This is a genomic window from Bradyrhizobium sp. USDA 4369 (assembly GCF_054056435.1).
The window spans coordinates 1,725,403-1,750,283 of record NZ_JBSRYH010000001.1; the positions used below are offsets into that span (position 1 = coordinate 1,725,403).

General features: G+C 64.9%; 24 protein-coding genes and 1 riboswitch. Of the genes, 5 read left to right on the forward strand and 19 right to left on the reverse strand.

The window, feature by feature from the left end; translation table 11 throughout:
* Positions 1 to 400 precede the first annotated feature (400 nt).
* Complete coding sequence (locus tag ACVIJ6_RS07890; protein ID WP_456772232.1) at positions 401 to 916, forward strand: GcrA family cell cycle regulator; 516 nt, start codon at positions 401 to 403, stop codon at positions 914 to 916.
* Between the two features lie 127 nt (positions 917 to 1,043).
* Here the strand turns inward: ACVIJ6_RS07890 and ACVIJ6_RS07895 are convergent, their stop codons facing one another.
* The 4 genes from ACVIJ6_RS07895 to ACVIJ6_RS07910 all read right to left on the reverse strand — a co-directional run bounded on the left by ACVIJ6_RS07895 (position 1,044) and on the right by ACVIJ6_RS07910 (position 5,624).
* Complete coding sequence (locus ACVIJ6_RS07895) at positions 1,044 to 2,351, reverse strand: ATP-binding protein (protein WP_456772233.1); 1,308 nt, start codon at positions 2,349 to 2,351, stop codon at positions 1,044 to 1,046.
* Between the two features lie 35 nt (positions 2,352 to 2,386).
* Complete coding sequence (locus tag ACVIJ6_RS07900) at positions 2,387 to 3,436, reverse strand: lysylphosphatidylglycerol synthase domain-containing protein (protein WP_456772234.1); 1,050 nt, start codon at positions 3,434 to 3,436, stop codon at positions 2,387 to 2,389.
* A 483-nt stretch (positions 3,437 to 3,919) separates the two neighbouring features.
* The gene (locus tag ACVIJ6_RS07905) at positions 3,920 to 4,225 is read right to left on the reverse strand and encodes a hypothetical protein (RefSeq protein WP_456772235.1); all 306 of its coding nucleotides are present in this window, start codon (positions 4,223 to 4,225) and stop codon (positions 3,920 to 3,922) included.
* A gap of 4 nt (positions 4,226 to 4,229) precedes the next feature.
* On the reverse strand, positions 4,230 to 5,624 hold the full coding sequence (locus ACVIJ6_RS07910) for an OmpA family protein (RefSeq protein ID WP_456772236.1): 1,395 nt from the start codon (positions 5,622 to 5,624) through the stop codon (positions 4,230 to 4,232).
* 165 nt (positions 5,625 to 5,789) lie between these two features.
* Here ACVIJ6_RS07910 and ACVIJ6_RS07915 point away from each other — a divergent pair, with 165 nt between their 5' ends.
* Together ACVIJ6_RS07915 and ACVIJ6_RS07920 are read left to right on the forward strand one after the other, a co-directional pair.
* A complete protein-coding gene (locus ACVIJ6_RS07915) occupies positions 5,790 to 6,848 on the forward strand; it encodes a polysaccharide deacetylase family protein (protein WP_456772237.1) in 1,059 nt (352 codons plus the stop codon).
* Positions 6,849 to 6,956: 108 nt separating this feature from the next.
* Positions 6,957 to 7,766, forward strand: a complete 810-nt coding sequence (locus tag ACVIJ6_RS07920; RefSeq protein WP_456772238.1) for an SDR family oxidoreductase — start codon at positions 6,957 to 6,959, stop codon at positions 7,764 to 7,766.
* Positions 7,767 to 7,830: 64 nt separating this feature from the next.
* Here ACVIJ6_RS07920 and boxB read toward each other — a convergent pair whose 3' ends face one another.
* From boxB to ACVIJ6_RS07940, 4 genes are all read right to left on the reverse strand, one after another.
* Entirely contained in the window at positions 7,831 to 9,282 is a 1,452-nt protein-coding gene (gene boxB / locus ACVIJ6_RS07925; protein WP_456772239.1) for a benzoyl-CoA 2,3-epoxidase subunit BoxB, read from the reverse strand.
* Positions 9,283 to 9,398: 116 nt separating this feature from the next.
* A complete protein-coding gene (gene boxC, locus ACVIJ6_RS07930) occupies positions 9,399 to 11,087 on the reverse strand; it encodes a 2,3-epoxybenzoyl-CoA dihydrolase (RefSeq protein WP_456772240.1) in 1,689 nt (562 codons plus the stop codon).
* A gap of 96 nt (positions 11,088 to 11,183) precedes the next feature.
* Complete coding sequence (locus ACVIJ6_RS07935; RefSeq protein ID WP_456772241.1) at positions 11,184 to 11,987, reverse strand: alpha/beta fold hydrolase; 804 nt, start codon at positions 11,985 to 11,987, stop codon at positions 11,184 to 11,186.
* Between the two features lie 121 nt (positions 11,988 to 12,108).
* Positions 12,109 to 13,662 (reverse strand): benzoate-CoA ligase family protein, encoded by a 1,554-nt coding sequence (locus tag ACVIJ6_RS07940; protein ID WP_456772242.1) that lies wholly within the window; start codon positions 13,660 to 13,662, stop codon positions 12,109 to 12,111.
* 110 nt (positions 13,663 to 13,772) lie between these two features.
* On the opposite strand from ACVIJ6_RS07940, the gene ACVIJ6_RS07945 reads away from it, so the two are divergent.
* Positions 13,773 to 14,693: a helix-turn-helix transcriptional regulator gene (locus tag ACVIJ6_RS07945; RefSeq protein ID WP_456772243.1), complete on the forward strand. Its 921-nt coding sequence runs from the start codon at positions 13,773 to 13,775 to the stop codon at positions 14,691 to 14,693.
* A gap of 92 nt (positions 14,694 to 14,785) precedes the next feature.
* Here ACVIJ6_RS07945 and ACVIJ6_RS07950 read toward each other — a convergent pair whose 3' ends face one another.
* The 6 genes from ACVIJ6_RS07950 to ACVIJ6_RS07975 form a co-directional block, all read right to left on the reverse strand.
* A complete protein-coding gene (locus ACVIJ6_RS07950) occupies positions 14,786 to 15,202 on the reverse strand; it encodes a DUF4231 domain-containing protein (RefSeq protein WP_456772244.1) in 417 nt (138 codons plus the stop codon).
* A gap of 123 nt (positions 15,203 to 15,325) precedes the next feature.
* Entirely contained in the window at positions 15,326 to 15,703 is a 378-nt protein-coding gene (locus ACVIJ6_RS07955) for a hypothetical protein (protein ID WP_456776930.1), read from the reverse strand.
* Positions 15,704 to 15,837: 134 nt separating this feature from the next.
* Positions 15,838 to 17,043 carry an agmatinase family protein gene (locus ACVIJ6_RS07960; protein ID WP_456772245.1) on the reverse strand — a complete coding sequence of 402 codons (1,206 nt, stop codon included), beginning with the start codon at positions 17,041 to 17,043 and terminating at the stop codon, positions 15,838 to 15,840.
* A 41-nt stretch (positions 17,044 to 17,084) separates the two neighbouring features.
* Positions 17,085 to 17,858, reverse strand: coding sequence for an ABC transporter ATP-binding protein (locus tag ACVIJ6_RS07965; protein WP_456772246.1), 774 nt, complete (start codon positions 17,856 to 17,858; stop codon positions 17,085 to 17,087).
* Entirely contained in the window at positions 17,858 to 18,679 is an 822-nt protein-coding gene (locus ACVIJ6_RS07970; RefSeq protein ID WP_456772247.1) for an ABC transporter permease, read from the reverse strand. Before ACVIJ6_RS07970 ends, ACVIJ6_RS07965 begins: the two co-directional genes overlap by 1 nt.
* A gap of 340 nt (positions 18,680 to 19,019) precedes the next feature.
* A complete protein-coding gene (locus tag ACVIJ6_RS07975; protein ID WP_456772248.1) occupies positions 19,020 to 20,090 on the reverse strand; it encodes a putative urea ABC transporter substrate-binding protein in 1,071 nt (356 codons plus the stop codon).
* A 75-nt stretch (positions 20,091 to 20,165) separates the two neighbouring features.
* A riboswitch (guanidine-I (ykkC/yxkD leader) is annotated at positions 20,166 to 20,268 on the reverse strand.
* A gap of 216 nt (positions 20,269 to 20,484) precedes the next feature.
* On the opposite strand from ACVIJ6_RS07975, the gene ACVIJ6_RS07980 reads away from it, so the two are divergent.
* Positions 20,485 to 20,850: a hypothetical protein gene (locus ACVIJ6_RS07980; RefSeq protein ID WP_456772249.1), complete on the forward strand. Its 366-nt coding sequence runs from the start codon at positions 20,485 to 20,487 to the stop codon at positions 20,848 to 20,850.
* An 8-nt stretch (positions 20,851 to 20,858) separates the two neighbouring features.
* Here ACVIJ6_RS07980 and ACVIJ6_RS07985 read toward each other — a convergent pair whose 3' ends face one another.
* The 5 genes from ACVIJ6_RS07985 to ACVIJ6_RS08005 form a co-directional block, all read right to left on the reverse strand.
* The gene (locus tag ACVIJ6_RS07985) at positions 20,859 to 21,008 is read right to left on the reverse strand and encodes a transporter (protein WP_456772250.1); all 150 of its coding nucleotides are present in this window, start codon (positions 21,006 to 21,008) and stop codon (positions 20,859 to 20,861) included.
* 410 nt (positions 21,009 to 21,418) lie between these two features.
* A complete protein-coding gene (locus ACVIJ6_RS07990; protein WP_456772251.1) occupies positions 21,419 to 22,123 on the reverse strand; it encodes an ABC transporter ATP-binding protein in 705 nt (234 codons plus the stop codon).
* Positions 22,124 to 22,139: 16 nt separating this feature from the next.
* Positions 22,140 to 22,910: an ABC transporter ATP-binding protein gene (locus tag ACVIJ6_RS07995; RefSeq protein ID WP_456772252.1), complete on the reverse strand. Its 771-nt coding sequence runs from the start codon at positions 22,908 to 22,910 to the stop codon at positions 22,140 to 22,142.
* Entirely contained in the window at positions 22,903 to 23,850 is a 948-nt protein-coding gene (locus ACVIJ6_RS08000; protein ID WP_456772253.1) for a branched-chain amino acid ABC transporter permease, read from the reverse strand. The genes ACVIJ6_RS07995 and ACVIJ6_RS08000 overlap by 8 nt, the downstream gene beginning before the upstream one ends.
* Positions 23,847 to 24,764 carry a branched-chain amino acid ABC transporter permease gene (locus tag ACVIJ6_RS08005; protein ID WP_456772254.1) on the reverse strand — a complete coding sequence of 306 codons (918 nt, stop codon included), beginning with the start codon at positions 24,762 to 24,764 and terminating at the stop codon, positions 23,847 to 23,849. Before ACVIJ6_RS08005 ends, ACVIJ6_RS08000 begins: the two co-directional genes overlap by 4 nt.
* Between the last annotated feature and the right edge of the window lie 117 nt (positions 24,765 to 24,881).

Consider the following 24,881-nt stretch of genomic DNA (forward strand, 5'->3'; position numbering starts at 1 on the left):
GGAAAACAAAATGTGCCGCCTTTTCAAGGCGGCACGTGCACCTATTGTATGCGGGCGGCGCTTGGAGTCAACTACGCGTCAGCTGATCCGCGCCATGGTGACCGTGACATTGCGGATGCATGACACAGCTCAAGATGGGCCACAGGGAACCACGGAATGTGTGGACTGTGGCCTCCGACTCTTGCGCGGGAGTCACGCCATATTGTAGCGTTTTCAGCGTCGAGTACGACATCTCGTGCGGCAGTTCCGATCCCTCTAGAAGTTCTTTGTTCGCGTAACGTCCGGGTGCTTCACGCGCTCCCGGCGAGGGATAAGGGATTCTGCCGTCAGGGATTTTCTTGAGACAGATATCGCAGCGCCGTCCCAGAATTGGCCGGCGCAACGCGAAGGGAAAGGTTCGATGACGGTACTGACCTGGTCCGACGATCGCGTCGAGCAACTGAAAAAACTCTGGGAAGCCGGGCTTTCGGCCAGCCAGATCGCCGCGGAACTCGGAAACGTGACGCGCAACGCCGTGATCGGCAAAGTGCACCGGCTGGGTCTGTCAGGCCGCGCCAAGAGCCCGGCGACTGCAGCCCCGCGCCAGCGCAAGGCGGCCCGTCCGGCTCAGCCGATGATGCGGGTGGCGCGTCCGGTGGCGCGCGGCAACACCGCGCTCGCTCAGGTTTTCGAGGTCGAGGCAGAGCCCGATCCAGTTGCATTCGACAATGTCGTGCCGATGAACCAGCGGCTGTCGCTGCTGGAACTCAACGAGGCCACCTGCCATTGGCCGGTCGGAGATCCGTCGAGCCCGGATTTCTTCTTCTGCGGCGGCAAGGCGCTGGCCGGCCTGCCCTATTGCGCGCAGCATTCGCGCGTCGCCTATCAGCCCGCGGCCGATCGTCGCCGCCAACCGGCGAAGTCAAGCACGCGCTGAGGGCTCGGCACGCACGGGCGATGAGGATGGCTCCGCATCGCCCCACGCGCTTCACCTCCCCGGCCTCAATTCACAATGGCCGACGAGGATCGACCCGGCACACGCCGGCTGCGCGCGCCTCGGTGGACTACGCCGCTCGCGCGGGCTTCGACTGCGGGAAGCACGCCGTGAAGGCAGCGCCCTTGCGCGGAACGCTTTCGATCAGCAGCCGGCCGCGATGGCGGTTGAGAATGTGTTTCACCAGCGACAAGCCGAGCCCGGTGCCGCCCTGCGCGCGACTGTCACCGACGTCGACGCGATAGAACCGCTCGGTCAGGCGCGGCAGATGCTCAGGCGCGATGCCCGGGCCGAAATCGCGGACCTTGACCCGGATTTCCGGCGTCCCTTCGCCGGACACCGCCTGCTCCAGGGACACGATCACGCGCCCCCCCGAGGCGCCATATTTCAGCGCGTTCTCGATCAGGTTCTCGAACACGCGCAGCAGCTCCTCGCGATCGCCGGCGATCGTCACCGGCGCCTCCGGCAGGCTGGTCTCGATCACCACCTGCCGCTCGCGCGCCAACGGCTCAAGCCCGTCGGTGACCTGGCGAATGATGGCGACCATTTCGACCATGGTGTGGGGCTGAACATGCGCCGACAGCTCCACCCGCGACAGCGACAGGAGGTCGTCGATCAGCCGCGCCATGCGGGTGGCCTGGGTGTGCATGATGCCGAGGAAACGCTCGCGCGCCTTGGCGTCATCCTTGGCCGGCCCCTGCAGCGTATCGATGAAGCCGGACAGCGCCGCGAGCGGCGTGCGCAACTCGTGGCTGGCATTGGCGACGAAATCGGCACGCATCTCCTCGACCCGCCGCAGCGGTGTCAGATCGTGGAACGTCATCAGCATGCATTTGTCGGTGCCGCCGAATGCCGTGGGCACCGGGACGGGGGTGATGATCAGCTCCGTCCAGCGATCGACCGGCACGTGATCGTGATAGGTGGCGCGCCGCAGTTCGGTCGAGGCAATCGCCTCGCGCAGCGCGGTGATGATCTCGGGCGTACGCAGCGCGAATTGGGCCAGCTCGCCCTTGCGCAAGGCGGGCGCAAGTTGCGCCGCCGCCGCATTGAGATGGATGACGCGTCCGGCGCGGTCGAGCAGCACGGCCGGCACTGGGATGCCGGCCACCACGGCGCTGACCGCGGCGGCCTCGACCGGGTTGGCATGGCGCTCCTCCTCGCGTTTGGCCACGGCGCTGTGCAGCCGCCATGGCACCAGGGCCGCGCCTGCAATGCACAGGAATACCGCCAGCGCCCGGAACGGCAGCAGCTCGTCGAGCAGCACCAGCCCGGTCAGGGCCAGCGCGGCCGCGAGCAGGATGATCGCGGAATGACGCAGCCGGTCCGGCCAAGGGGCGAAGAATGTCGGGGGAGCGTCCGAGGGAGAGTCAAGAGCCATCGCGTCCTACTCGTCTCCCGTTATTGCTTTCAGGCTCAGGAATCGCTGCGCTTCCTCACATAAGCGGCTTCGGGCGGGGGGCTCGGATCGAGGCTGAGCGCCGCCTGGCGCAACCGCTTCGACCTCGCGCTGATGATGACCTCCCGAAACGTCAGCAAGATTACAGAAATGAGGAAGGGCGCCAAATAATACAGCATCCGGAACAGCAGCATTCCGGCCAGCAGCTCCTCGCGGTCCATCTGCCAGAGCCCGACCAGCATCGCGGCGTCGAACACGCCGAGCCCGCCGGGCGAATGGCTGGCGAAACCGAGCAGCGTGGCGGAAACGAAGATGACCGCGACCACGACGAAGCCGAGATTGGGCTCGTCCGGCACCAGCACATACATCGCGAGCGCGCAGAAGCCGAGATCGATAATGCCGATCGCGATCTGCAGCAGGGTCAAGGGGCCGCCCGGCAGCACCACGGTCCAGGGCCCGCGACCGACGACGCGCGGCTTGGTCCAGACCCAGGCGACATAGCCCATCAGCCCGACCAGGATGGCGATGGCCGCCAGCCGGTTGACCCAGGGCGGCAGCTGGTCGATCGAGGCCGCCGCCTCCGGATGGTAGCTGATGCCGAGGCCGAGCACGGCCGCATTGCCGAGCCAGAAGGTGAGGCCGGCGAGAAAGCAGATCTTGGCGACGTCGATCGCGTTCAGCCCATGCGCCGAATAGATGCGGTAGCGCACCGCGCCGCCAGTGAAGACGCTGGCACCGACATTGTGGCCGATCGAATAGCTGGTGAACGCGGCGAGCGCATTGACGCGGTACGGCACATGGTCGTGGCCGATCGTGCGCACCGCGAACAGATCGTAGAATGTCAGCGTGAAATAGCCTGCCGCGACGAACAGCGCGGCCAGCGCGATCTGATGCGGCTCCGTGCTCTTGATCGCCTCGAGCACCTCGTAAGTGTCGATGCCGCGCAGCATGTGATAGAGGACGTAGCAGGCAATCGCGATGACGGCGATGCTGATCAGCACACCGAGCTTGTGCAGGACTTGCTTCTCGCGCAGGAACGTGGCCGCTCCGCGTATGGCTTCAAGCATCTACACCTCTAACCGTGACAACATCACGATGACTGGGCTCGGCACGGGGCCCGGAAGCCGCCGCATCACCTGCGCACACAACGCCCTGGTAGCGCGTTTCGACGCATTGGGGAACACGGGCCATATGAACCGAAACCACCGCATGGCTATACTTAGCAGGCTTCGCGGAAATGCGATGCACCGTTTTGCCGCACATGCGGCGAAGCTGCGGCGCCGACCAACTTGCGGATCCCCGGTTAAACTTCGGTGAGGAGCGCCGCTCTCCGGGCTTTCCGGGGGGACGGGGATGGCCATGATCAGACGATAATCGTCCGATGCCGCTTTGACAGGCTCGGACGTCGTCAAACCTTCGTGTCTGCAGACCACCGTCGGCCTTGCGCCAGCGATGACGCGGCGCAGCGCGAGCCCGGGCGCGACGCCTCGCCGGAGAATGGTCGCGCATCCGCGGGGGGCGGACGGAGGGGATTTGCCGTCCCGAGGGGCTCAGGCAGCGGATTTGGTCCGCATGCTGCGGACCACGACCAAAGCGCGCAGCCAGGTGCCGATGGTGCAGCCGACCAGATAGGGCACGAACAGCAGCAGCAACAGCTCGAGCCAGTAGCCGGCCCGGCCGGGGATCAGGCAGGCCACGGCGGCACCGACCAGGATGGCCGCGAGCGCCGACAGCAGCAGCATGACCGGGCGCGACACGCCGGGAGCCCGATGCACCACGGCGACCCACCCCATGGCGAGCCCGATGGCGAAGGCGCCGGCCAGCCAGCCCCAGTGGAAGGCAACAAGATAGGCCATGTCGTCACCTCACCAGGAATTCGATGCGCCGGTTCTGCGCCCGGCCGTCGCCGGTGTCGTTGGAGGCGACCGGCTGGGCGCTACCATAGCCGACCGCCGTGAAACGCTCGGCCGGCAGCCCGGCCTTGGCGAGATAATCCACCACCGCCTGGGCGCGCTTTTCCGACAGCGCCTGATTGGCCGCCGCGTCGCCTTCGGCATCGGTATGGCCGGCAATCTCGACATTGGCCGCGGGACAGCGCATCGCGATCTCGACCAGGCGGTCCAACAGGCCGGTGGAGTCGCGGTCGAGATCGCTGCGGCCGGTCTCGAAGCGGATCCGGGCCTTGCCGAGCAGGTCGGAGAACAGCTGCTGGCACACCGTCGGATCGACCGGGGCCGCAGCGGGCTTGACGGTGATGTCGGCCTTCACCTGCCAGCCCTGCGGCACATCCTTGGCGAGCCCGGTGCGGATCTGCCCCGCGGCCGCATCGTAGAGCGCATCGCCGGAGATCTTGATGTCACGATCCGACACGACCAGCGTGCCGGTCGACAGCCGCGACAGCGCGCCGAGCGCCGGCACCACCGCATTCACGAAATTCGCCGGCGCACCGACGCTGTTCTTGAGATTGTCGACGACCTTCTCGCTGAAGAATTTGCGCGACGACGAGCCGACCACGACAGCATGGATGTTCTCGTCTGGCACATTGCCCGACAAGGTCACCGTGACCGCCACCGGGTCCTTATAGGCCTGGAAGATGTAGGGCGGCGCCTTGACCTCATTGTTGGCGACCTTGAAGCCGTCCGGCAGCTTGGCCAGCGCCGCCGCGATGGCCTCGCGGCCGCCAAGATCGCGCGCCATGCCCGTCAGCGACACCTCGCCATCGGAGAGCGTGAACTTGCCGTCCTTCAGCCGGCCGATCTGACCGATCAGCAGCAGCGCGGCATCCTCGAAATGCGGCGGCGCGCCGCGCGCCAGGCTCATCTGATCCGCGACCTCGCCGCCCTGCAGCGCGGAGCGCGTCGCCTCCACCAGCTTGCCCTTGAGCGCCGGCAGCGGCGCATTGCCGCCCAGGGTAACGCGGACGACATCGCGTTCGACCGACCACACGAACGGCTTGGCTTCCGGCACCAGCCGGGTCTCGTCATTGACGAGGCGCACCCCTGGCACGGCATCGACGGCAACCACCGCATCACGGCGGCCGGCCTCCGAGAATGCATTGGCGCGCAACGCTACGTCGCGGCCATCGACCGTGATGCTGGTCTTGTCGAGCACGGAGCCCTTCAGTGCGGCTGAACTGCGGCCGGCGAGATCATTTTCCAGGGGAACGGTGCTGGTCCAGGCCGCGAAGCCCCAAAGCACGACAAGCGGGATGACGCCGGGCCACCATTTGCCGCTCCACCTGAAAAGTCCGCGCATTCGTCATCCGTCGCATCGAGGAAGCAGAGAGAAAACAAACCCTTGCATGCCTGTCAAACCGGAAATGAGGCGAGTTTTCCGGTATCCTGCAAGGCCGCGGCTAAGGTTTTCTTCAGCGGTTTGTCGGTAACGTTGTCCGACCACCCACCGGGCCGCTTATTTCAGATGAAGCGATTTCGCAAAAGTTTTATTCGCGCCGGCTTGGAAGCGCTGTATCTCAGCGGCGCGCATGTCTGGCTGCGCCCGATTTTCTCCGGCGTGGGCGCGATCTACACGCTGCATCATGTGCGGCCCCGCCGCACGGCAGAATTCCAACCGAACTGTCATCTCGAAGTCACGCCGGAGTTCCTGGGCCAGATGCTGTCGCATCTGCGCGACCATGAGATCGACATCGTCACGCTCGACGAATTGCACCGGCGCCTCGTCTCGCAGGATTTCTCGCGCCGCTTCGCCTGCTTCACCTTCGACGACGGCTATCGTGACAACCGCGATTTCGCGCTGCCGGTCATGCGCACCTTCGGCGCCCCTTTCACGATCTATGTGACCAGCGATTTCGCCGCCGGTGTCGGACGGCTCTGGTGGGTCGCATTGGAGCGCCTGGTGGCCAAGGCGCAGCAGATCGAGGTCGAGATCGGCGGCCTGCGGCTCCGGCTCGACGCCTCCACGCACAGCGCCAAATGCGTGACGTTCCAGCGCCTGCACGATTGGCTGCGCTCGCTGCCGAGCGAGCATGACATCCGGCGCGAGATCAGCGCGCTGTGCGCCGAGCACGGCGTCGACGAAGCGGCGATTTGCCGCGAGCTCTGCCTGTCCTGGGACGAACTCCGAGCGCTGTCCACCGAGCCGCTCGTCGAGATCGGCGCGCACACGATGAGCCATTGCAGCCTCGCCAAGCAGACCGAGGAGATGGCCCGCAGCGAAATCACCGAGAGCCGTGCGCGGATCGAGGCCGAACTGCAGCGACCGGTGCTGCACATGGCCTATCCCTATGGCGACCGCGCGGCGGCCGGGCCGCGCGAATTCGTGCTGGCCGCGGCGAGCGGCTACAAGACCGCCGTCACGACCCGTCCAGGCATGATCTTCCCGGAGAGCGCCGATCACCTCACGGCGCTGTCGCGCGTGTCGCTGAATGGCCATTACCAGGACCCGCGCGTGCTGCCGGTGCTCACCTCCGGCGCCGCCACCGCGATGTGGAACGGCTTCCGCCGCATCGACGCGGCTTAGATCGTCCAGGCTTCAGCGCGACTGCGCCCCCTTCCCGCGACTGCGTCTCACTTGACAGTGGAGACAGGCTGCCTCCACAAGCGCAGCCGATAAAGAAAGGGAGGCACCATGCTCAAGAACCTGTTCTCACTCGACGGGCGCATCGCGCTTGTCACCGGCGGCTCGCGCGGCATCGGCAGAATGATTGCAGCCGGCCTGCTCGCGCAGGGCGCGGCGCGGGTCTACATCACGGCGCGCAAGGCGGGTCCCTGCGAGGAGACTGCCAAGCAGCTGACGGCCGATTATGGCGGCGAATGTATCGCGCTTCCGATCGACATCTCGACGATGGCCGGCATCGACAGGTTGGCGGCGGAGATCAAGCAGCGCGAGCCGAAGCTCGACATCCTCGTCAACAATGCGGGTGCAGCCTGGGGCGCGGATTTCGACGAATTCCCGGAGAGCGGCTGGGACAAGGTGATGAACCTCAACGTCAAGACGCCGTTCTTCCTGACCAAGGCGCTGGCAGCTCCCTTGCGTGCAGCCGCGAGCGCGGAGCGTCCGGCGAAGGTCATCAACATCGCCTCGATCGACGGCATCTTCGTCAATCCGCTGGAGACCTATTCCTACGCGGCCAGCAAGTCCGGGCTGATCCATCTGACGCGGCGCATGGCGGCGAAGCTGATCCACGACCACATCGTGGTGACCGCGATCGCGCCGGGACCGTTCAAGTCGGACATGAACAAGGCCGCGCGCGACAATGAGGACGAGGTCGCCAAGCGCGTTCCGGCGGGGCGCATCGGCACCGACGAGGACATGGCCGGCACCGCGATCTTCCTCGCCTCGCGCGCAGGCGACTACGTGGTGGGGAATACGATCGCGGTCGACGGCGGCATCGTCTACGCGAATCCGGGCATTCCGGGCGCGGGCTGGGATAGTTGAAAAGGGCGAGTAGCGAGTAGGTCATGTCCCTATTCGCTGCTCGCCACTCCCTATTCACACCTCATCAAGTCTCGATCTTCACATATTCGAAATCGCCCGGCTTGTTGTCGATGCCGACCTTGGGCGGGGCGATCCAGGAGGCGTATTCGCCGATCTCGGTGACGGGCTTCATCAGCGAGGTGATGTAGGCGCCGTCATCGGTAGAGGGCAGCCAGTCGCCCTTGCGCTTGGCCCACGTGCCCTCGTCGATCAGGATGCCGTCGGGCGTCGCATGCACGTCCTTGAACTCGCCGATGGCACGATGGAAGGCGACGTGCGGCAGCTTGAGCTGGAACTCGTAGCCGGCGGTGCTGATGATCTTGTTCCAGCGCAACAGGCCCTTGACGCAGTCCTGCGAGTAGTCGTCGCGCAGCCGCATATTGAGCGCGGTGAGCGCCGGCTCGTCGACCAGCCTGATCTCGCCATCGACGAACTTCAGGACCGGATAGGTCGAGTTCTTGAGCTGGTGGTCGTCCTGGATCTGGGTCTCGTGATAGCGGCCCTTGATACCGGCATTGAAGGCGTTGGCGGCGTTGGTGGACACCTCCGAGCCGAACAGGTCGAGCGACAGCGTGTAGTGCAGGTTCAGCTTCTTCTGGATGGTCGGCAGGTCGATGACACCGAGCGCGCGCACCTTGGCGATATCGGTGGGATCGTCGATGCCGGCCGCACGCATCGCATCGACGGTGCGCTGGATGACGCGGCCGACGCCGGTCTCGCCGACGAACATGTGGTGCGCCTCTTCGGTGAGCATGAAGCGGCAGGTGCGCGACAGCGGATCGAAGCCGGACTGCGCCAGCGAGTGCAGCTGCATCTTGCCGTCGCGGTCGGTGAAGTAGGTGAACATGAAGAAGGACAGCCAGTCCGGCGTCTTCTCGTTGAAGGCGCCGAGCATGCGCGGGCTGTCCGCATCGCCGGAGCGGCGGCGCAACAACTCGTCGGCCTCCTCGCGGCCGTCGCGGCCGAAATATTTCTGCAGCAGATAGACCATTGCCCAGAGGTGACGGCCCTCCTCGACATTGACCTGGAACAGGTTGCGCATGTCGTAGAGCGACGGCGCCGTCTTGCCGAGATGGCGCTGCTGCTCGACCGAGGCCGGCTCGGTGTCGCCCTGGATCACGATCAGGCGGCGCATCAGCGCGCGGTATTCGCCGGGGACCTCCTGCCAGGCCGGCTCGCCATAATGCTCGCCGAACGGGATCTTGCGGTTCTCTTCCTGCGGCGCAAGCAGGATGCCCCAGCGATAGTCGGGCATCTTGACATAGTCGAACTTGGCCCAGCCGCGCGGGTCGACCGAATAGGCGGTGCGCAGATAGACCAGCGATTGCTGGAAGCCCTCCGGCCCCATGTCGTTCCACCAGTCGACATAGCCCGGATGCCATCCCTCCAGCGCCTTGAGCACCTGACGGTCCTCAGCCAGATTCACGTTGTTGGGGATCTTGGTGCTGTAGTCGACGTTCAGAATATTCATATTCATCGCCGTGCTCCTTGGCCGGCGAATATCGAATGGAGAGTAGCGAATGCGGGATTCGGTTTTGGCCCTCCCTTCCCTATTCGCTACTCCCTATTCGCTATTCGCTTTTCTATGCGCTCTTACACTCGCGTCATGTCGTATTGCGGCCGCTCGCCGGTGCCGTAGCGCCGGAGTGCGCCCTCCTCGCCGACCGCATTGGGCCGCTGGAAGATCCAGTTCTGCCAGGCGGTGAGGCGGGCGAAGATCTTCGATTCCATCGTCTCGGGGCCGGCGAAGCGCAGATTGGCTTCGAGACCGGTCAGGCTGTCCGGCGAGAAACTGGCGCGCTCCTCGAAATAGACGCGGATCTCGTCATCCCAGTCGATATCGTCGAGGGCGAAGGTGACGAGCCCGAGTTCCTCGGCCTGTTCGGCCTCCAACGGCTGGCCGGCATGCTCGCGCACGCGGTCCAGCTCCGAGGGGTCGGCGAGGAAGCGCGACTCCAGCCGCGTCAGGCCATGGCTCATCGGATAGGGGCCGAAATTCATCGCCGACAATTCGATCGCCGGTGCGGGGCGATTGTCGCCCTGGATGGTGCCGATCAGCATGTAGGAGCGGTCCGAGGCAAACACGAGCTCGGCGAGCGTCCCCGCGAAACAGGAGCCGGGCTCGACCAGCGTCACCAGCGTGCGCGACGTCACGTCGATGCGCTTGAGCACGCGCTTCCAATAATGCCGGATCTCGTTGACCAGCCAATGCGCCTTGTTGGCGTCCAGGAACGCATCATGCGCGAGGACCTGGGCGCGGTCGCCATGCGACTTGAACACCAGCATCGCGATGCCGAGCTCATTGAGGCGCAGATGCAGGATGGCATCGTCGAGCTCACGCGCGACCTGCAGCGGCCAGAACGCCGCACCCTGGGCGATCAGGCCGTCGACATCGGCCGGCGGCGCCGCCTCCGGCGCGGATATCGTGATGGTGGCGATGCGGGCCGCGCGGTCGATATCGACATTGACGAAGCCATAGCGGACGCTGGTGGCGTCGATCACGCGGTTGAGCGGCGTGAGCGCGACACCCTTGCCGCTGCCGTTGCGCTTGGAGGCGGCGGCGAACTCCTTGGCGCGCTCGGCCACCTTGGCCTCGACCTTGGAGTTCGGCGCGATCTCGTCGACCAGCCGCCATTGCACGGCACGCTTGCCCTTGACGCCCTCTTCCGTCGTGCAGAACGCGTCCGCGCGGTCGCGGCGGACCTTGCGCTTGTCGACGACGCGGGTCAGGCCGCCGGTGCCCGGCAGCACGGCGAGCAGCGGCACCTCCGGCAGCGAGACCGAGGACGAGCCGTCATCTGCCAGAATGATGTGATCGGTGGCGAGCGCAAGCTCATAGCCGCCGCCGGCCGCGGTGCCGTTTATGACCGTGATGAAACGCTGGCCGGAATTCTCCGATGAATCCTCGAAGCCGTTGCGGGTCTCGTTGGTGAACTTGCAGAAATTCACCTTGTGGGCATGGGTGGCGCCGGCGAGCATGCGGATGTTGGCACCGGCGCAGAACACGCGCGGCTTGGCCGAGCGCAGCACAACGACCTTGACCTCGGGGTGCTCGAAGCGGAGACGCTGGACGGCGTCGGCGAGCTCGATGTCGACGCCGAGATCATAGGAATTCAGCTTAAGCTGGTAACCCTCGAACAGGCCGCCATTCTCGTCGACGTCCATCGCAAGCGTCGCCACCTCGCCGTCGATCGACAGCTTCCAATGACGATAGCGGGAGGGATCGGTCTGGAAATCGATGAACGTCTTGCCTCCCGCGAGCACGCGGTCTTCCCCGGCCATGAGTCACCCTTACGTTGCTGGGCTTATCGTTAATATGCACAATAGTTCATGTTCAGCCTAGCGTCTACCGCAAAAAGCCAGAACATGCATTTTGTTTCATGTTCGGGACAGCGAGGCGGGCAAGGTGGCTACGGCGAAATCGGCGATGATGCGCAAGGTGGCGTCTGTCGCCTCACGATGCGGGGAATGGCCCGTCTTGGGCAGCATGGCCACCTCGACCGGGCAGTAGCACTCCTCCTGGATGATCTCGACCTGGCGGATAGTGCCATACTGGTCGTCGATCCCCTGAATCACGGCGACCGGCACCCGGATATAGGCAAGGGCGTCGGTGATGTCCCAGGCCTGGAAGGCTGGATCCAGCCAGGCGCCGTTCCAGCCAAAGAACGCATTGTCGACGTCCTTGTGCCAGCGCGCCAGCTTGGCGCGCAGCTCGGTGGTCTCGTAGGCGGTTTTGATCGCGGCGATCGAGGACACCGAGACGTCCTCGACGATGACATGCGGCGCGATCAGCACGATGCCGTCGAGGCGATGATCGGCGTGGCTGCCGGCATATATCGCGGCGATGGAGGCGCCGTCAGAATGGCCGACGAGCAGGCCGCGCCGGAAGCCGATCCGGTCGAGCAGAGCCAGCAGCACATCGCACGCCTCGCGCTGCATGTAGTCGAGCGGCCGCGGCAGCGGCACCGGGCTCGAGGCGCCGTAGCCGGCGCGCGAATAGGCGAACACGGCGGCGCCGGTGGCGGCCTGAAGCTTGTCGGGGAAGTCGCCCCACAGGCCGACGGAGCCGAGCCCTTCATGCAGCAATACGATGCATGGCCCATCTGACGGCTGCGGGCCGATCAGGCGATATTCGAGCTCGGCGGAGCCGATGGTGAGGAAGCCGTTCGATGAAAGCTGCACGGTCACTCTCTCCTTCGTCATGCCCGGGCTTGACCCGGGCATCCACGTCTTTCTTCGTCGCAGCGGGATGGATGGCCGGGTCAAGCCCGGGCATGACGACAACTATGAGCTCGGCCAACGACTAAGAGCTGACCGACGATTGGGGCGCCCCCTCGCGCAGCTTGAAGCGCTGGATCTTGCCGGTTGCAGTTTTCGGCAGTGCGTCCACTACCTCGATCCAGCGCGGATATTTCCACGGGCCGATCTTCTGCTTGACGTGATCCTTCAGTGCTTCGTGCAGCGTCGCACGATCCACGCTCGGCCTCAGCACGACATAGGCCTTCGGCTTCAACAGCCCTTCCGGATCGGCCTCGGGCACGACAGCCGCTTCGAGCACCGCGGGATGGGTGATCAGCGCGCTCTCGACCTCGAATGGCGACACCCAGATGCCGGAGACCTTGAACATGTCGTCGGAGCGACCGCAGAACGTGTAGCGCCCCTCCGCGTCGCGGACATATTTGTCACCGGTACGCGTCCAATAGCCCTCGAAGGTTGCGCGCGTCTTGTGGCGCTGATTCCAATAGCCCTCGCCTGCGGACGGCGCATGCACCAGCATCTCGCCGACTTCGCCGTCCGGCACGTCCTGGCCGGCCTCGTTGACGAGACGAACCTGATAACCCGGCACAGGGCGGCCGGATGAGCCGTATTTGATGTCACCGGGGGTGTTGGAGAGGAAAATATGCAGCAACTCGGTCGAGCCGACGCCGTCGAGGATATCGACGCCGAACCGCGCCTTCCAGGCATGACCGACGGATTCCGGCAGCGCCTCACCGGCCGAGGTGCAGATGCGCAAGCCGCTGCCGGCCGTCTCATGGCGCAGCGACTCATCGTGCAGCATGGCCGCAAACAAGGTCGGCACGCCGTAAAAGATCGTCGGGTTGTAGCGCTTGAGCAGCTTGAACATCAGCGCCGGCGTCGGCCGCTCGGAGTTGAGGATCGTGGTCGCGCCGACCGACAGTGGAAAGGTCAGCGCGTTGCCGAGGCCATAGGCGAAGAACAGCTTGGCTGCGGAGAAGCAGACATCGGTCTCGCGGATGCCAAGCACCTGCTTGGCATAGGTCTCCGCCGTCGCGGCGAGATTACCATGCAGATGGCGGACGCCCTTCGGCATGCCGGTGGAGCCGGATGAATAGAGCCAGAACGCCGGCTCGTCCTCATGGGTGGCGACGGTGTCGAACTGATCGCTCTCGCGCGCTAGCTCCTCGGCGAGCCGCTTGTGGCCGAACGCATTGCTGCCGGAGACGACCACGCAGTCGAGATCAGGCATCCGTCCGACGACGTCCTTCACCACCGGATACAGCGCCTCGGAGACGAACAGCACGCGGGCGCGGCAGTCGGCGAGCACATAGGCGTATTGTTCGGAGGTCAGCAGCGTGTTGAGCGGCACAGGGACGATGCCGGCGCGGATCGCGCCGAGAAACACCGCGGGAAAATCGACCGTGTCGAGCATGATCATCGCCACGCGCTCTTCGCGGCGGACGCCAAGGCGCCGCAGCATGTTGGCGACGCGGCAGGTCTGCTGCTGCAGTCCGCGATAGGTCAGCTCGGAGACCGTGTCGGTGTAGGCGAGCTTCTCGCCACGGTCCGCTTCGACATTGCGGTCAAGCAACCATGACACCGCATTGTACGACCTCACGGCGTTCCTCCCCCGACATTTGAATTATAATTCATAGAAGGCCACCAACGTCGCTTGCTGTCAATCCTTCCCGGCATTATGTTTCCGAGTCACAAGAGTGCCTCAGGAATATGACGCCAGACAGCGACGCTCCGCGCGACGACGGCCAGTCCGCGGCCGAGACCGACTTCCTCGACCAGCTGGGCCAGCGGGTGCGGCGGATGCGCGGCCTTGCCGGCATGTCGCGCAAGGTGCTGGCCCAGGTCTCCGGCATTTCCGAACGCTACATCGCCCAGCTCGAAAGCGGCAAAGGCAACGTCTCGATCGTGCTGCTGCGCCGGATCGCCAACGCGATCAACGCGCCGCTCGACGACATCATTCCCGGCAGCGAGCCGTCGCCGGACTGGCCCGTCATCCGGGACCTCCTGAAGAAGGCGAGCCCGAGCCAGATCGCCGAGGTCAAGGATCTGCTCGCGGGCGGCGCGTCGGCGCCGCTGCGGCGATCGTTCTCCGGCATCGCACTGATCGGCTTGCGCGGCGCCGGCAAATCCACGCTCGGCAAAATGCTCGCGGAACGGATCGGTTGGAGCTTCGTCGAATTGAACAAGGAGATCGAGCGGCAGACCGGTCTGTCGGTCGCGGAGATCATCGCGCTCTATGGCCAGGAGGGATTTCGCCGCATGGAGCAGGCGGCGCTGCAGCAACTGCTCGCGCGCAAAGAGCTGATGGTGCTGGCGACCGGCGGCGGCATCGTCTCCGAGCCCGTCACCTTCGACCTGATCCTCAACGCGTTCTACACGATCTGGCTGAAGGCAAAGCCGGAGGAGCACATGGCGCGCGTGCGCGGCCAGGGCGATCTGCGGCCGATGGCCGACGATCGCTCGGCGATGGCCGAGCTGCGCAACATCCTGGTGAGCCGCGAGCCGCTCTATGCGCGGGCCAATGCGGTGGTCGACACCGCGGGACTGACGGTCGAAGCGGCCGCGGTGCGGCTGAACGAGGTGGTGCAGCCTGTCATCGCCAACGAGGCCCGGATCTTCGCGCGGGGATGAGCTGGTCCTTCAGCAATCACGACCCGACACAAAATTCCGGGTTCAAAGCGTTCGGCCTTGCCCCGAAATGACAAGAGTGGCGGCGGAATGAATCAGCCACCCGTTGCGGCGATCGCGCGGTCGTGCGCTTCGAGGATCGTCTTCAGCTTTTCCTTGGTGTCCTGCACGTCAGCGCCGGTTTTCTCGTCCAGCAGCAGGCGGTTGAGCGCGCTGTGAGTCAGCCGGTTGGCGACCCATTTGCGCTCAAAGCCGAGCTTTGACTGCACCGTCGAGATGATGGTCACGCACAGCGACAACACCGTCGCTGCGGTCTTCGCATCATAGCCGAAGATGGCGCTGCTGGTCTGCGACAGCACCGCAGCCGTGGCGCTGAACACCACGACGCAGACCGTGGATCCGTGATTGGCGAAGCTCCACAGCTTCTGCCCCCGGCCGCTCCAGCGCAGCGCATCGCTCAGTGTGCGCGCGACGAAATCCGCGCCCGCTTCCTGCCCATGTCCATTGGCCATCGTCCCCTCCCCCGTCGCGCCGGCCTGGAAGGCCGGCACAGCCCATGATTGAGAGACAATCCAACGACAACGGCCGGCGTCGCGCAAGCACGAGCCGGCCGTATGAGCGAATGACGGCGCAGATCAGCCCGGGATCTCGAGCTCCCGCAGCTCCGCATAGGTCAGCGGCGTGAGGCCGGCGCCATCGAAATAGATGAAGCGCAGACGACGCCGCCGGGAGATGAAGTTCGACGGCAAGGGATCGTAGCGGAAGGTGCCGCCGCCGAGATGCGGCGTCAGGCTTCCCACATCGGTGAGCGCATCGATCTCGACGCGCAGCAATTTGAGGCTCGCGCCGTCGCGCAGGATCTCGAACGGAATGCGCGCGAGCCGCAGGAAGCTGGTCGGATCCGGCGCGGCGATGAAGCCGTCGACGAAGGCGGCTTCAACCTTGTCGAGATCCGGCTCGACCACTGGGGCGGGCTTGGCGCCCTCCGGCTGATGCGGCGTCTGCCACTGCACCGGTGAGCGGCCGTGGGGATGGTTATGCCCTGGGCCGTGCGGCGGGTGATCGTGATCATGAGGATGATCATGACCATGCGAATGGCCGTGGTCGTGATGATGATGGCCGTGGTGATGATGTCGCATCAAGGGCCTCAATAGCTGACCGGCTTGTTGATGATGTGCTTGTGGCTGCCGAGCTTGCCATGCGCGACCATCGAGCCCAGCGCCTCGACGACGACGCGGACGCCGATCAGCGCGGTGATGTCCGAGGTGTCATAGGGCGGCGAGACCTCGACCACTTCGAGGCCGCACAGGCCCTCGGCGGCGACGAGGCCGAGCAGCTTCAGCGCCTCGCGCGGCAGGAAACCGCCGGGCTCCGGCCAGCCGGTGCCGGGCACGAAGCCGCAATCGATGGAGTCGACGTCGAACGAAATGTAGACCGCGTCGGCATCCTTCCAGGCCAGTTCGAGCGCGATCTCGGCGGTCTTCTCCAGGCCGATCTTCTCAATGTCGGCGATGGTCAGCACGTTGGTGTTGCGCTTGCGCGCGACCTCGACGCCCTCGCGCGGCACCTGCCAGCCGCCGATGCCGAGCTGCACCAGGTTGGTCGGCGACACGTTCGGCAAGTTGGTCGCCCAGTACCAGGGCGTGGTGTGCATGCGCTCGTCGAGATCCTTCTCCTGGATGTCGATATGGCGGTCGAAATGGATGATGCCGATCCTCTTGTCGGTGCATTGCGCGATGCCGCGCACGCAGGGAAAGCCGATCGAGTGGTCGCCGCCGAGCATGATCGGCAGCGCGCCGGACGAGAACACATGCGCAACGCCGCGGCTGATCTGGTCAAAACTCTTTTCCAGATTGGCGGGAATCGTGAAAACGTCGCCGGCGTCGCACAGGGTCATCTGCTCGCGCAGGTCGACGCCGAGCTCGTAATTATAGGGCGTGTAGAGCGCGGAGATGCGGCGGATGCCCTGCGGCCCGAAGCGGGTGCCGGGGCGATAGGTCGTGCCGGAATCGAAGGGGATGCCGATGACCGCGGCGTCATATTTGCCGACGTCGCGGACGTTCTCGACATAGGGCGCCTTCATGAAGGTGTTGATGCCCGCGAAATGCGGCAGCTCGCCGCGTGCGAAGGTCGGGATCTCGCGATCGGTCAGCGTGTCGGCGCCGGGCAGACCCATGTCGAGCGCCCATTGCCGCTCCTTGCGCCAGCCATTGCTCGGCAGCTTGCCCTCGGCCTCCAGCGCCTGCCAGCCCTGGGTCGCCATCTTGTCGAAATCCGGATGGTGACGGCGCATGCTTCGGCGCTGTTGTTGCAATCCGGCATGGCGCGTGCGGCGCAAGGACGGGAACGACATGAAAACTCTCCTTCGTTTCTTTCGACGTTTCTTGAGGCTGACTATTGCGCCGCCTGCACGCTGGCACGGATGAAGCCGAGCACGGGCACAGGACTCTCGCGGGTGAGATCGAGATCGTAGGTGATGCGGGCGCCGAACCGTTCAGGCGCCTGCGGATCCTTGCGGGGACGGTCGAGCGCAATCAGCCGCGTGGCCAGGCCGAACGCCTCCTTGATGTCGTGGGTGACCATCACGATGGTCATCTTGTGCTCGCGCCACAGCGGCTTGATCAGCGCATGCATCTGCGCGCGGGTGCCGGGATCGAGCGCGCCGAACGGCTCATCGAGCAGCAGCACGCGCGGCTGCTTGGCCAGCGCCTGCGCGATCGCCAGCCGCTGCTGCATGCCGCCGGACAGCGCGCTCGGATATTTGTCGCAGTGAGCGCCGAGACCCACGGCGTCGATCAGCGCGCGGCTCTTCTCGACCGCCTGCTTGCGCGCGATACCGATCAGCCGCGCCGTGAACGGGCGGGCGGCGAGCTCATAGCCGAGCAGCACATTGCCGAGCACGGTCAGATGCGGAAACACAGAATAGCGCTGGAACACGATGCCGCGGTCGGGCCCCGGTTCGGCCGGAAACGGCTCGCCGTCGAGCAGCACGGCGCCCTGGCTCGGCCGCTCCTGGCCGAGGATCAGCCGCAGGAACGTGCTTTTTCCCGCGCCGGAGGGACCGACGATCGACAGGAAGGTGCCGGAGGTGATCTCGAGATTGATCCGCTCGAGCACGACCTGGTTGCCATACTCGACCCAGACGTTGCGGAACGACAACGTGCTCATCAGCGGCTCGCTCCCGCATAGGCCCAGGGGAAGGCGCGCTGGCCGAACCAGATGAGCGCGTAGTCGAAGATGTAGGCGAGCAAGGTGATCCAGACGACGTAGGGCAGGATCACGTCCATCGACAGATAGCGCCGGACAAGAAAAATGCGATAACCCAGCCCGACGTCGGAGGCGATGGCCTCCGCCGAGATCAGGAACAGGAACGCGGGCCCGATCATCAGGCGCAGGCCCTGGATCAGCCGCGGCATGATCTGCGGCAGCACCACACGGATCGCGACCTGCCAGGTCGATGCCCCCAGCGTCTGCGCCTTGATCAGCTGCTCGCGCGGCATGTTCTGGACTTCGAGCGAGAGGTCGCGGACCAGCGTCGGCGTGACGCCGATGATGATCAGCACCACCTTGGACAATTCGCCGAGGCCGAACACGATGAACAGCACCGGCAGCACCGCCATCGGCGGGATCATCGAGAGCACCGCGACCAAGGTGCCGAAACCGGCGCCGGCGATCGGTAGCAACCCGATCGCAAGCCCGAGCACGAGACCAATCATCGCGGAGATGCCGAGCCCGAGCGCGAGGCGCTGCAGGCTCGCCGCCGTATCCGACCACAGCACGTAATCGCCGGAGCGGCGATCCGGCTCGGTGGCGAGCCGCTTCGACGTCGCGACCATCTCGGAGACCGGCGGCAGCAGCTTGTCGTCGGGATTATCAGCGCGCCGCTGCGCCGAGCCGACCACGTAGATGAGGGCGATCAGCAGGAACGGCAGGAACGCCAGCAGCATCCGGCTGCCCCGGTTCGGAACGACGTTCATGGCACGCGGCATTGCTACGCTCCCTCAATCCTCTCCATGGCACGATGGTCATGGTCGATGTGCAGCGCCGCACTCGGCGCCAAATCCTCATGGTGACGAGCCCGCGTAGCCCGGATGAGCGAAGCGACATCCGGGTTCACACGCGACGCCTCGTGAGACCCCGGATATCGCATCCGCCTTCGCCCTCCGGGCTTCGGCTTCCGCTCATCCGGGCTACGATCCGCCCCTTCTGATGGTGAGGAGGCGCGTGAGCGCCGTCTCGACCCATGAGGCCCGGTGGAGGCCTCATCCTTCGAGACGCTCGCTGACGCGAGCTCCTCAGGATGAGGGTTGAAACCGGCTGCGCAGAAACTCAGAGCTTCCCGTCGGCGGCCATCTTCATGTAGGTCGGGTCGAAGCGCAGCTTGACATTGGTGGTCGAGCCCAGCGCCTTCGATGGCGTGGAGATGCCGACCGCATCCTTCGACTTCACGTTCTCGCCGAGCAGATTGTGGTCGAAGCAGAAGGTGCGGACGTGATCCATGATCTTCGGCAGCTCCGGCCCGGTCATGAAAGCGAGCGCGTCCTTCGGCTCGTAATACATGAACGTGGTCTTGAGCTGGGTCTCGAAGCCCGCGAGATCGGTGCCCGACAGCTTGGCCATCGCCTCACGCGCGGCCCTGCCCTTTTCGCTCTGGTCCTTCATCAGCGCGATGGTCTCGTACCAGATGCCGACCAACGCCTTGCCGAGCTCCGGATTGTCCTTGAGCGTGGCGCTGTTCACGACCAGGAGATCCTCGATTTCGCCGGGGATCTTGCTGGAGTCGAACACCAGGGTTGCGCCGGGCTCGGCCTTCACTTCGAGCAGCTGCGGATTCCAGGTGACGACCGCGGTGGTGTCCGGCGACTTCGCCGCCGCGACAATGTCGGCATCCGACGTGTTGACCGTCTTGATGTTCTTTTCCGACAGCTTCGCGGTCTCCAGACCGCGCGCCAGCAGATAATGCGACACCGAGAGCTCGACGAGGTTGACCTTCTGGCCCTTGATATCGGCCAGGGTCTTGCCCTTCTTCAGGACCACGCCGTCATTGCCGTTGGAGTAGTCACCCATGATGATGGCCGACGTGTCGACGCCGCCGGCGGCGGGGATCGTCAGCGCGTCCATGTTGGTGACGGTCACACCGTCGAACTTGCCCGCGGTGTACTGGTTGATCGACTCGACGTAGTCGTTGATCTGGGTGACCTTGATCGAGATGCCGTATTTGTCGGCCCATTTCTTGACGATCCCGGATTCCGCGGCATAGGGCCACGGCATCCAGCCGACATAGATCGTCCAGGCGATGTTGAATTCCTTCTTCTTCTCGGCAAACGCAGGCGACAGCGATGCGGTCGCCAGGGTCGATGCCGCGAGCAGGGCAACAAACAGATTTCGTGCTTTGAACATGTCCAGTCCCTCATCGGTTTTGTGACCTGCGGACTGGCAAATACAACCTCGAGCCTGCCAAGCGCGGCCACTGAGGTCTCCCGGGTTTTTATCCCGCCGTGCACCAGGGCTCTCCCCTGGCGGCTGCTCTCGGACCAGCGTTCTCATCGAGAGAACCGGAACCCTAGCTGCCAACTCTGAACATGAGATCAGCAATCCTCGTGCCAGAGAAAAATGCTTGCGATTCAACACGAGCAATCGCACGCTGTGCCCAAGAAATTGGCAGCACGAATTGAAGTTGGGCGATGGGACCATCGGCCGACGTGAGCCATGTGCCGGGCATGAACCCGGCGGCGCACGCAGGCGACCTCATCAGACCAGTATCAACCGACACGCTTTTTGGGGTTTCGTCGACATGATCAGGTTGTCCCGGGTCGCACTTGCATCCGTTCTGGCTTTGAGTTTCTCCGCCGGAGCCGCCGTCGCGCAGAGCGCGCCCGCCGCCGATGCGCCGGCTCAGCCTACCCCGGTCCAGCCTGCCCCGGCCCAGCCCGCGCCCGCCGCAAGCCCCGCCCCGGATGCAACGCCCGCACCGGCCGCCTCGGCCGACAAGACGGGTGACGCCAAGCCGGCCAAGGAGGCGACTGCGCCGAAGCAGAAGCGCACCAAGACCAGCACGCGCAGGGAAGTCGAGGACTCACTGCGCAGCGGGACCGTGCCCTCGCGCTACCGCAGCCGGGTGCCGAGGGAGTATCAGAAGTATATTCCATTCGCGCGCTGACGCGCCGCTCAGGCCGGTGTGAGCTTCACGATCACGCCGACGATCAGCATGAAGGCAAGGCACAGCAGCGTCTCGATGTCGGGGTGGTTTGACCAGAAGCCGCGCCGGCCGGATACCGGCTTGTTCTGCGCTTGGATGTCGATGGGATGCGCCCGCATTTGCTCGACCTTTGATAAAAGGCAAAACAAACTACTACCCTGAGAGAATAGGTCCGGCCCGAACGCATCTCAATGCGAAAAAACGGCACATGTCAGCTTGGCTGCCGGATTCGGCGACGAGCAAGCCGGCAGTTAGTGACTCCGCCATGCCCGGGCTTCTCAGAGTGCCGAACAACGTGGATGGCCGGGACAAGCCCCGGCCATGACGATGTGGAGACGGTCGAGCGCACCACTGCTTTCGTCAAATGCGGTAGCCCTGCGCTTGCGGGAGGGGGGGAGGGTTGGGATGGAGGCGCTACAACGGCAGTCTTTCCGGAGCGTTCCCCCACCCGCATCGCATCTGTCGATGCGATGCGACATCCCCCGCAAGCGGAGGAGGCACAGACTGCGTCTGCCGCAGAGAATGACTGTCAAATCCCGAGATAGCGGTGTTGCAGCTCGGGCTCGGCCATCAGCTGTTCAGACGTGCCGTGCCAGACGGTACGGCCCCGCTCGATAATGTAGTGGCGGTCGCAGATGCGGGTGAGATGCTCGACATTCTTGTCGATCACCAGGATCGATTGCCCGCGCGATTTGAGCAGCGACAGGCAGTTCCAGATCTCCTCGCGGATCAGCGGCGCCAAGCCTTCGGTCGCCTCGTCGAGGATGAGCAGTTTCGGATTGGTCATCAGCGCGCGGCCGATCGCCAGCATCTGCTGCTCGCCGCCGGAGAGCTGGTTGCCCATGTTGCTGCCGCGCTCGGCCAGCCGCGGAAACAGCGCATGGATGCTGTCGAGCGTCCACGGATCGGCGGCGCCGAGCCGGTTGGTGGAGGCCGCCACGAGATTTTCGGTGACCGTGAGATTCGGGAAAATCTGCCGCCCCTCCGGCACGAGGCCGATGCCGAGCTGGGCGATCCGGTAGGACGGCAGCTTGCGCGTTTCCTGGCCGCTGAACCGGATCACTCCGGCGCGGGCCTGGGTCAGGCCCATGATCGAGCGGATCGTGGTGGTCTTGCCCATGCCGTTGCGGCCCATCAGCGAGACCATCTCGCCGGGACGGATCGCCAGCGACAGACCGAACAGGACCTGGCTCAGGCCATAGCAGGTCTCGATGCCGTCGACCTCGAGCAGCATGGCGCTTGTCCCCTGATCAACCATGGCCGACCACCACGTGCTGATCGCCGAGATAGGCGCGCTTGACCTCCTCGTTCTGCCGGATCTCGTCCGGCTTGCCCGAGGCGATGATGCGGCCGTAGACCAGCACCGAGATGCGGTCGGCCAGCGCGAACACCGCCTCCATGTCGTGCTCGACCAGCACGATCGAGACCTCTTTGCGCAGCTCATTGAGCAGCTTCACCATGCGCTGCGATTCGGTGACCCCAAGGCCGGCCATCGGCTCGTCGAGCAGCAGCAGTTGCGGCTTAGTGGCGAGCGCGACCGCCAACTCCAGCTCACGCTGCTCGCCGTGACTGAGCTTGGAGACCAGCACGTCGGCGCGATGGCCGAGGCCGACGCGCTCCAGTGCGGCGCGCGCGGTGTCGCGCAGCGTCTTCTCCTTGCGCGCATTGGCGAAGAACCGGAAGGAATGCCGGCCGTCATGGGCCTGCGCCGCCAGCGCGACATTGTCCGCCGCAGTGAAGTCGGTCAGCAGCGAGGTGATCTGGAACGAACGCGCCAGCCCCAGCGCGCTGCGCTTGTAGGCCGGGAAATGCGAGATGTCGCGGCCCCCTAAGAAGATGCGGCCCGCATGCGGCGCGAGATGGCCGGTGAGCTGGCTGATCAGGGTGGTCTTGCCGGCGCCGTTCGGGCCGATGATGGCGTGGATCTCGCCCTTGGATACATCGAGGCAGACGTGATCGGTGGCCACGATGCCGCCGAAGCGGCGGACGAGATTGTCGACGCGAAGCAGCGGTTCAGCCACGGTTCAATCTCCCGAGCATGCCCATGATGCCGCCCCGGCCGAACAGCACGACGAGCAGCAGCAGCGGCCCCATGATCAGCGCCCAATATTCGGTGAGCTGCGACAGCACCTCTTCCAGCACCAGGAACGCAACGGAGCCAACCACCGGCCCCATCAGGGTGCCCATGCCGCCGAGGATGACCATCACCATCAGGTCGCCGGAGCGGGTCCAGTACATCACGGCGGGGCTGACGAAATCGGTGTTGTTGGCGAGCAGCGCGCCGGACAGCCCGCACAGCATGCCGGCGATGACGAAGCAGGCGAGCTTGTAGCGCTTCGACGGGAAGCCGATCGCCTGCATGCGCTGCTCGTTGGAGCGCAGGCCCTGCAACACCAGGCCGAAGCGCGAATTGACGATACGCCAGATCAGCACCACGACCGCCAGCAGGCAGAACAGGCAGAGATAGTAGAACTGCACGCGGTTGCCGAGATTGATCAGGCTGCCGAAATCGCTGCGCTTGTACACGGTCAGGCCATCGTCGCCGCCATAGCGGGCCAAGCCCGAGGCGACGTAATAGGCCATCTGCGCGAACGCCAGCGTGATCATGATGAAATAGACGCCGCGGGTGCGCAGAGACAGCGCGCCGATCACCAGCGCATAGAGCGCCGAGACCGCGATCGCGACCGCGAACTGGGCGTAGCCGGAGCCGATGCCCTCCTGCGCCAGGATGCCGACGGCGTAGCCGCCGATGCCGAGATAGGCGGCATGGCCGAAGCTCATCATGCCGCCATAGCCCATGATCAGATTCAGGCTGACGGCCGCCAAGGCCAGGATCACGATGCGGGTGAACAGCGTGAGGATGAAGATGTTGCCGGTCAGGTTCGAATAGACCGGCAGCAGCACGAGACCGGCCACGACGAGGGCGGCCACGAGGGTCGAGACGTTGAGCTGTGATTTCATCTGCGGTTGGCCGGGAACAGACCTTCAGGCCGCGCCACCAGCACGATCGCCATCAGGAGATAGATCAGCATCGACGACATCGCCGGCGCCGCAGTGGAGGCCGCGGCCGAGTTCAGCACCTGGCGCAGCAGATTGGGCAGGAAGGCGCGGCCCATGGTGTCGATCAGGCCGATCATGATTGCCGCGATGAAGGCGCCGCGGATCGAGCCGATGCCGCCGATGACAATAACGACAAAGGCGAGGATCAGGATGTTCTCGCCCATGCCGATCTGCACCGTGAGGATCGGCGCCTGCATGAGCCCGGCGAGGCCGGCGAGCGCGGCGCCGAGGCCGAACACCAGAGTGTAGAGCAGCTTGATGTTGATTCCGAGCGCACCGATCATTTCGCGATTGGAAGCGCCGGCGCGGATCAGCATGCCGATGCGGGTGCGCATGACGCCGAGATAAAGCAGCAGCGCGACCAGCAGCGCCACGACGATGATCGCCAGCCGATAGGCGGGATATTGGATGCCGGGCATGATCGTGACCGGGAAGGCAAGCCACGGCGGCAGCGGCAGCGCCAATCCCGCAGGCCCCCAGATCAGCCGAACCGCCTCGTTGAAGAACAGGATCAGGCCGAAGGTCGCCAGCACGTGGTCGAGATGGTCGCGCCCATAAAGATGCCGGAGTGCCGTGAATTCGAGCACGATGCCGAGCAGAAGCGTGGCACCGAGCGCCATCACGGCGCCGAGCACGAAACTGCCGGTCCAGGCCACGAAGGTCGCCGCGAAATAGGCGCCCATCATATAGAGCGAGCCATGGGCGAGGTTGACGAGGTCCATGATGCCGAACACCAGCGTCAGGCCGGCAGCCAGCAGAAACAGCAGCAGTCCGAACTGCAGCCCGTTCAGGAATTGTTCGACGACGAGAAGCATGCCCCTCACTTCACGCTCAAAAAGACGGCGGCAGAACCGTGTCAGGAGCTGCCGCCATGCCCGTCCGGATCTTAGAACGGAGATGTTTTAAGCTTCAAGCAAATTCCAGGCCGATTC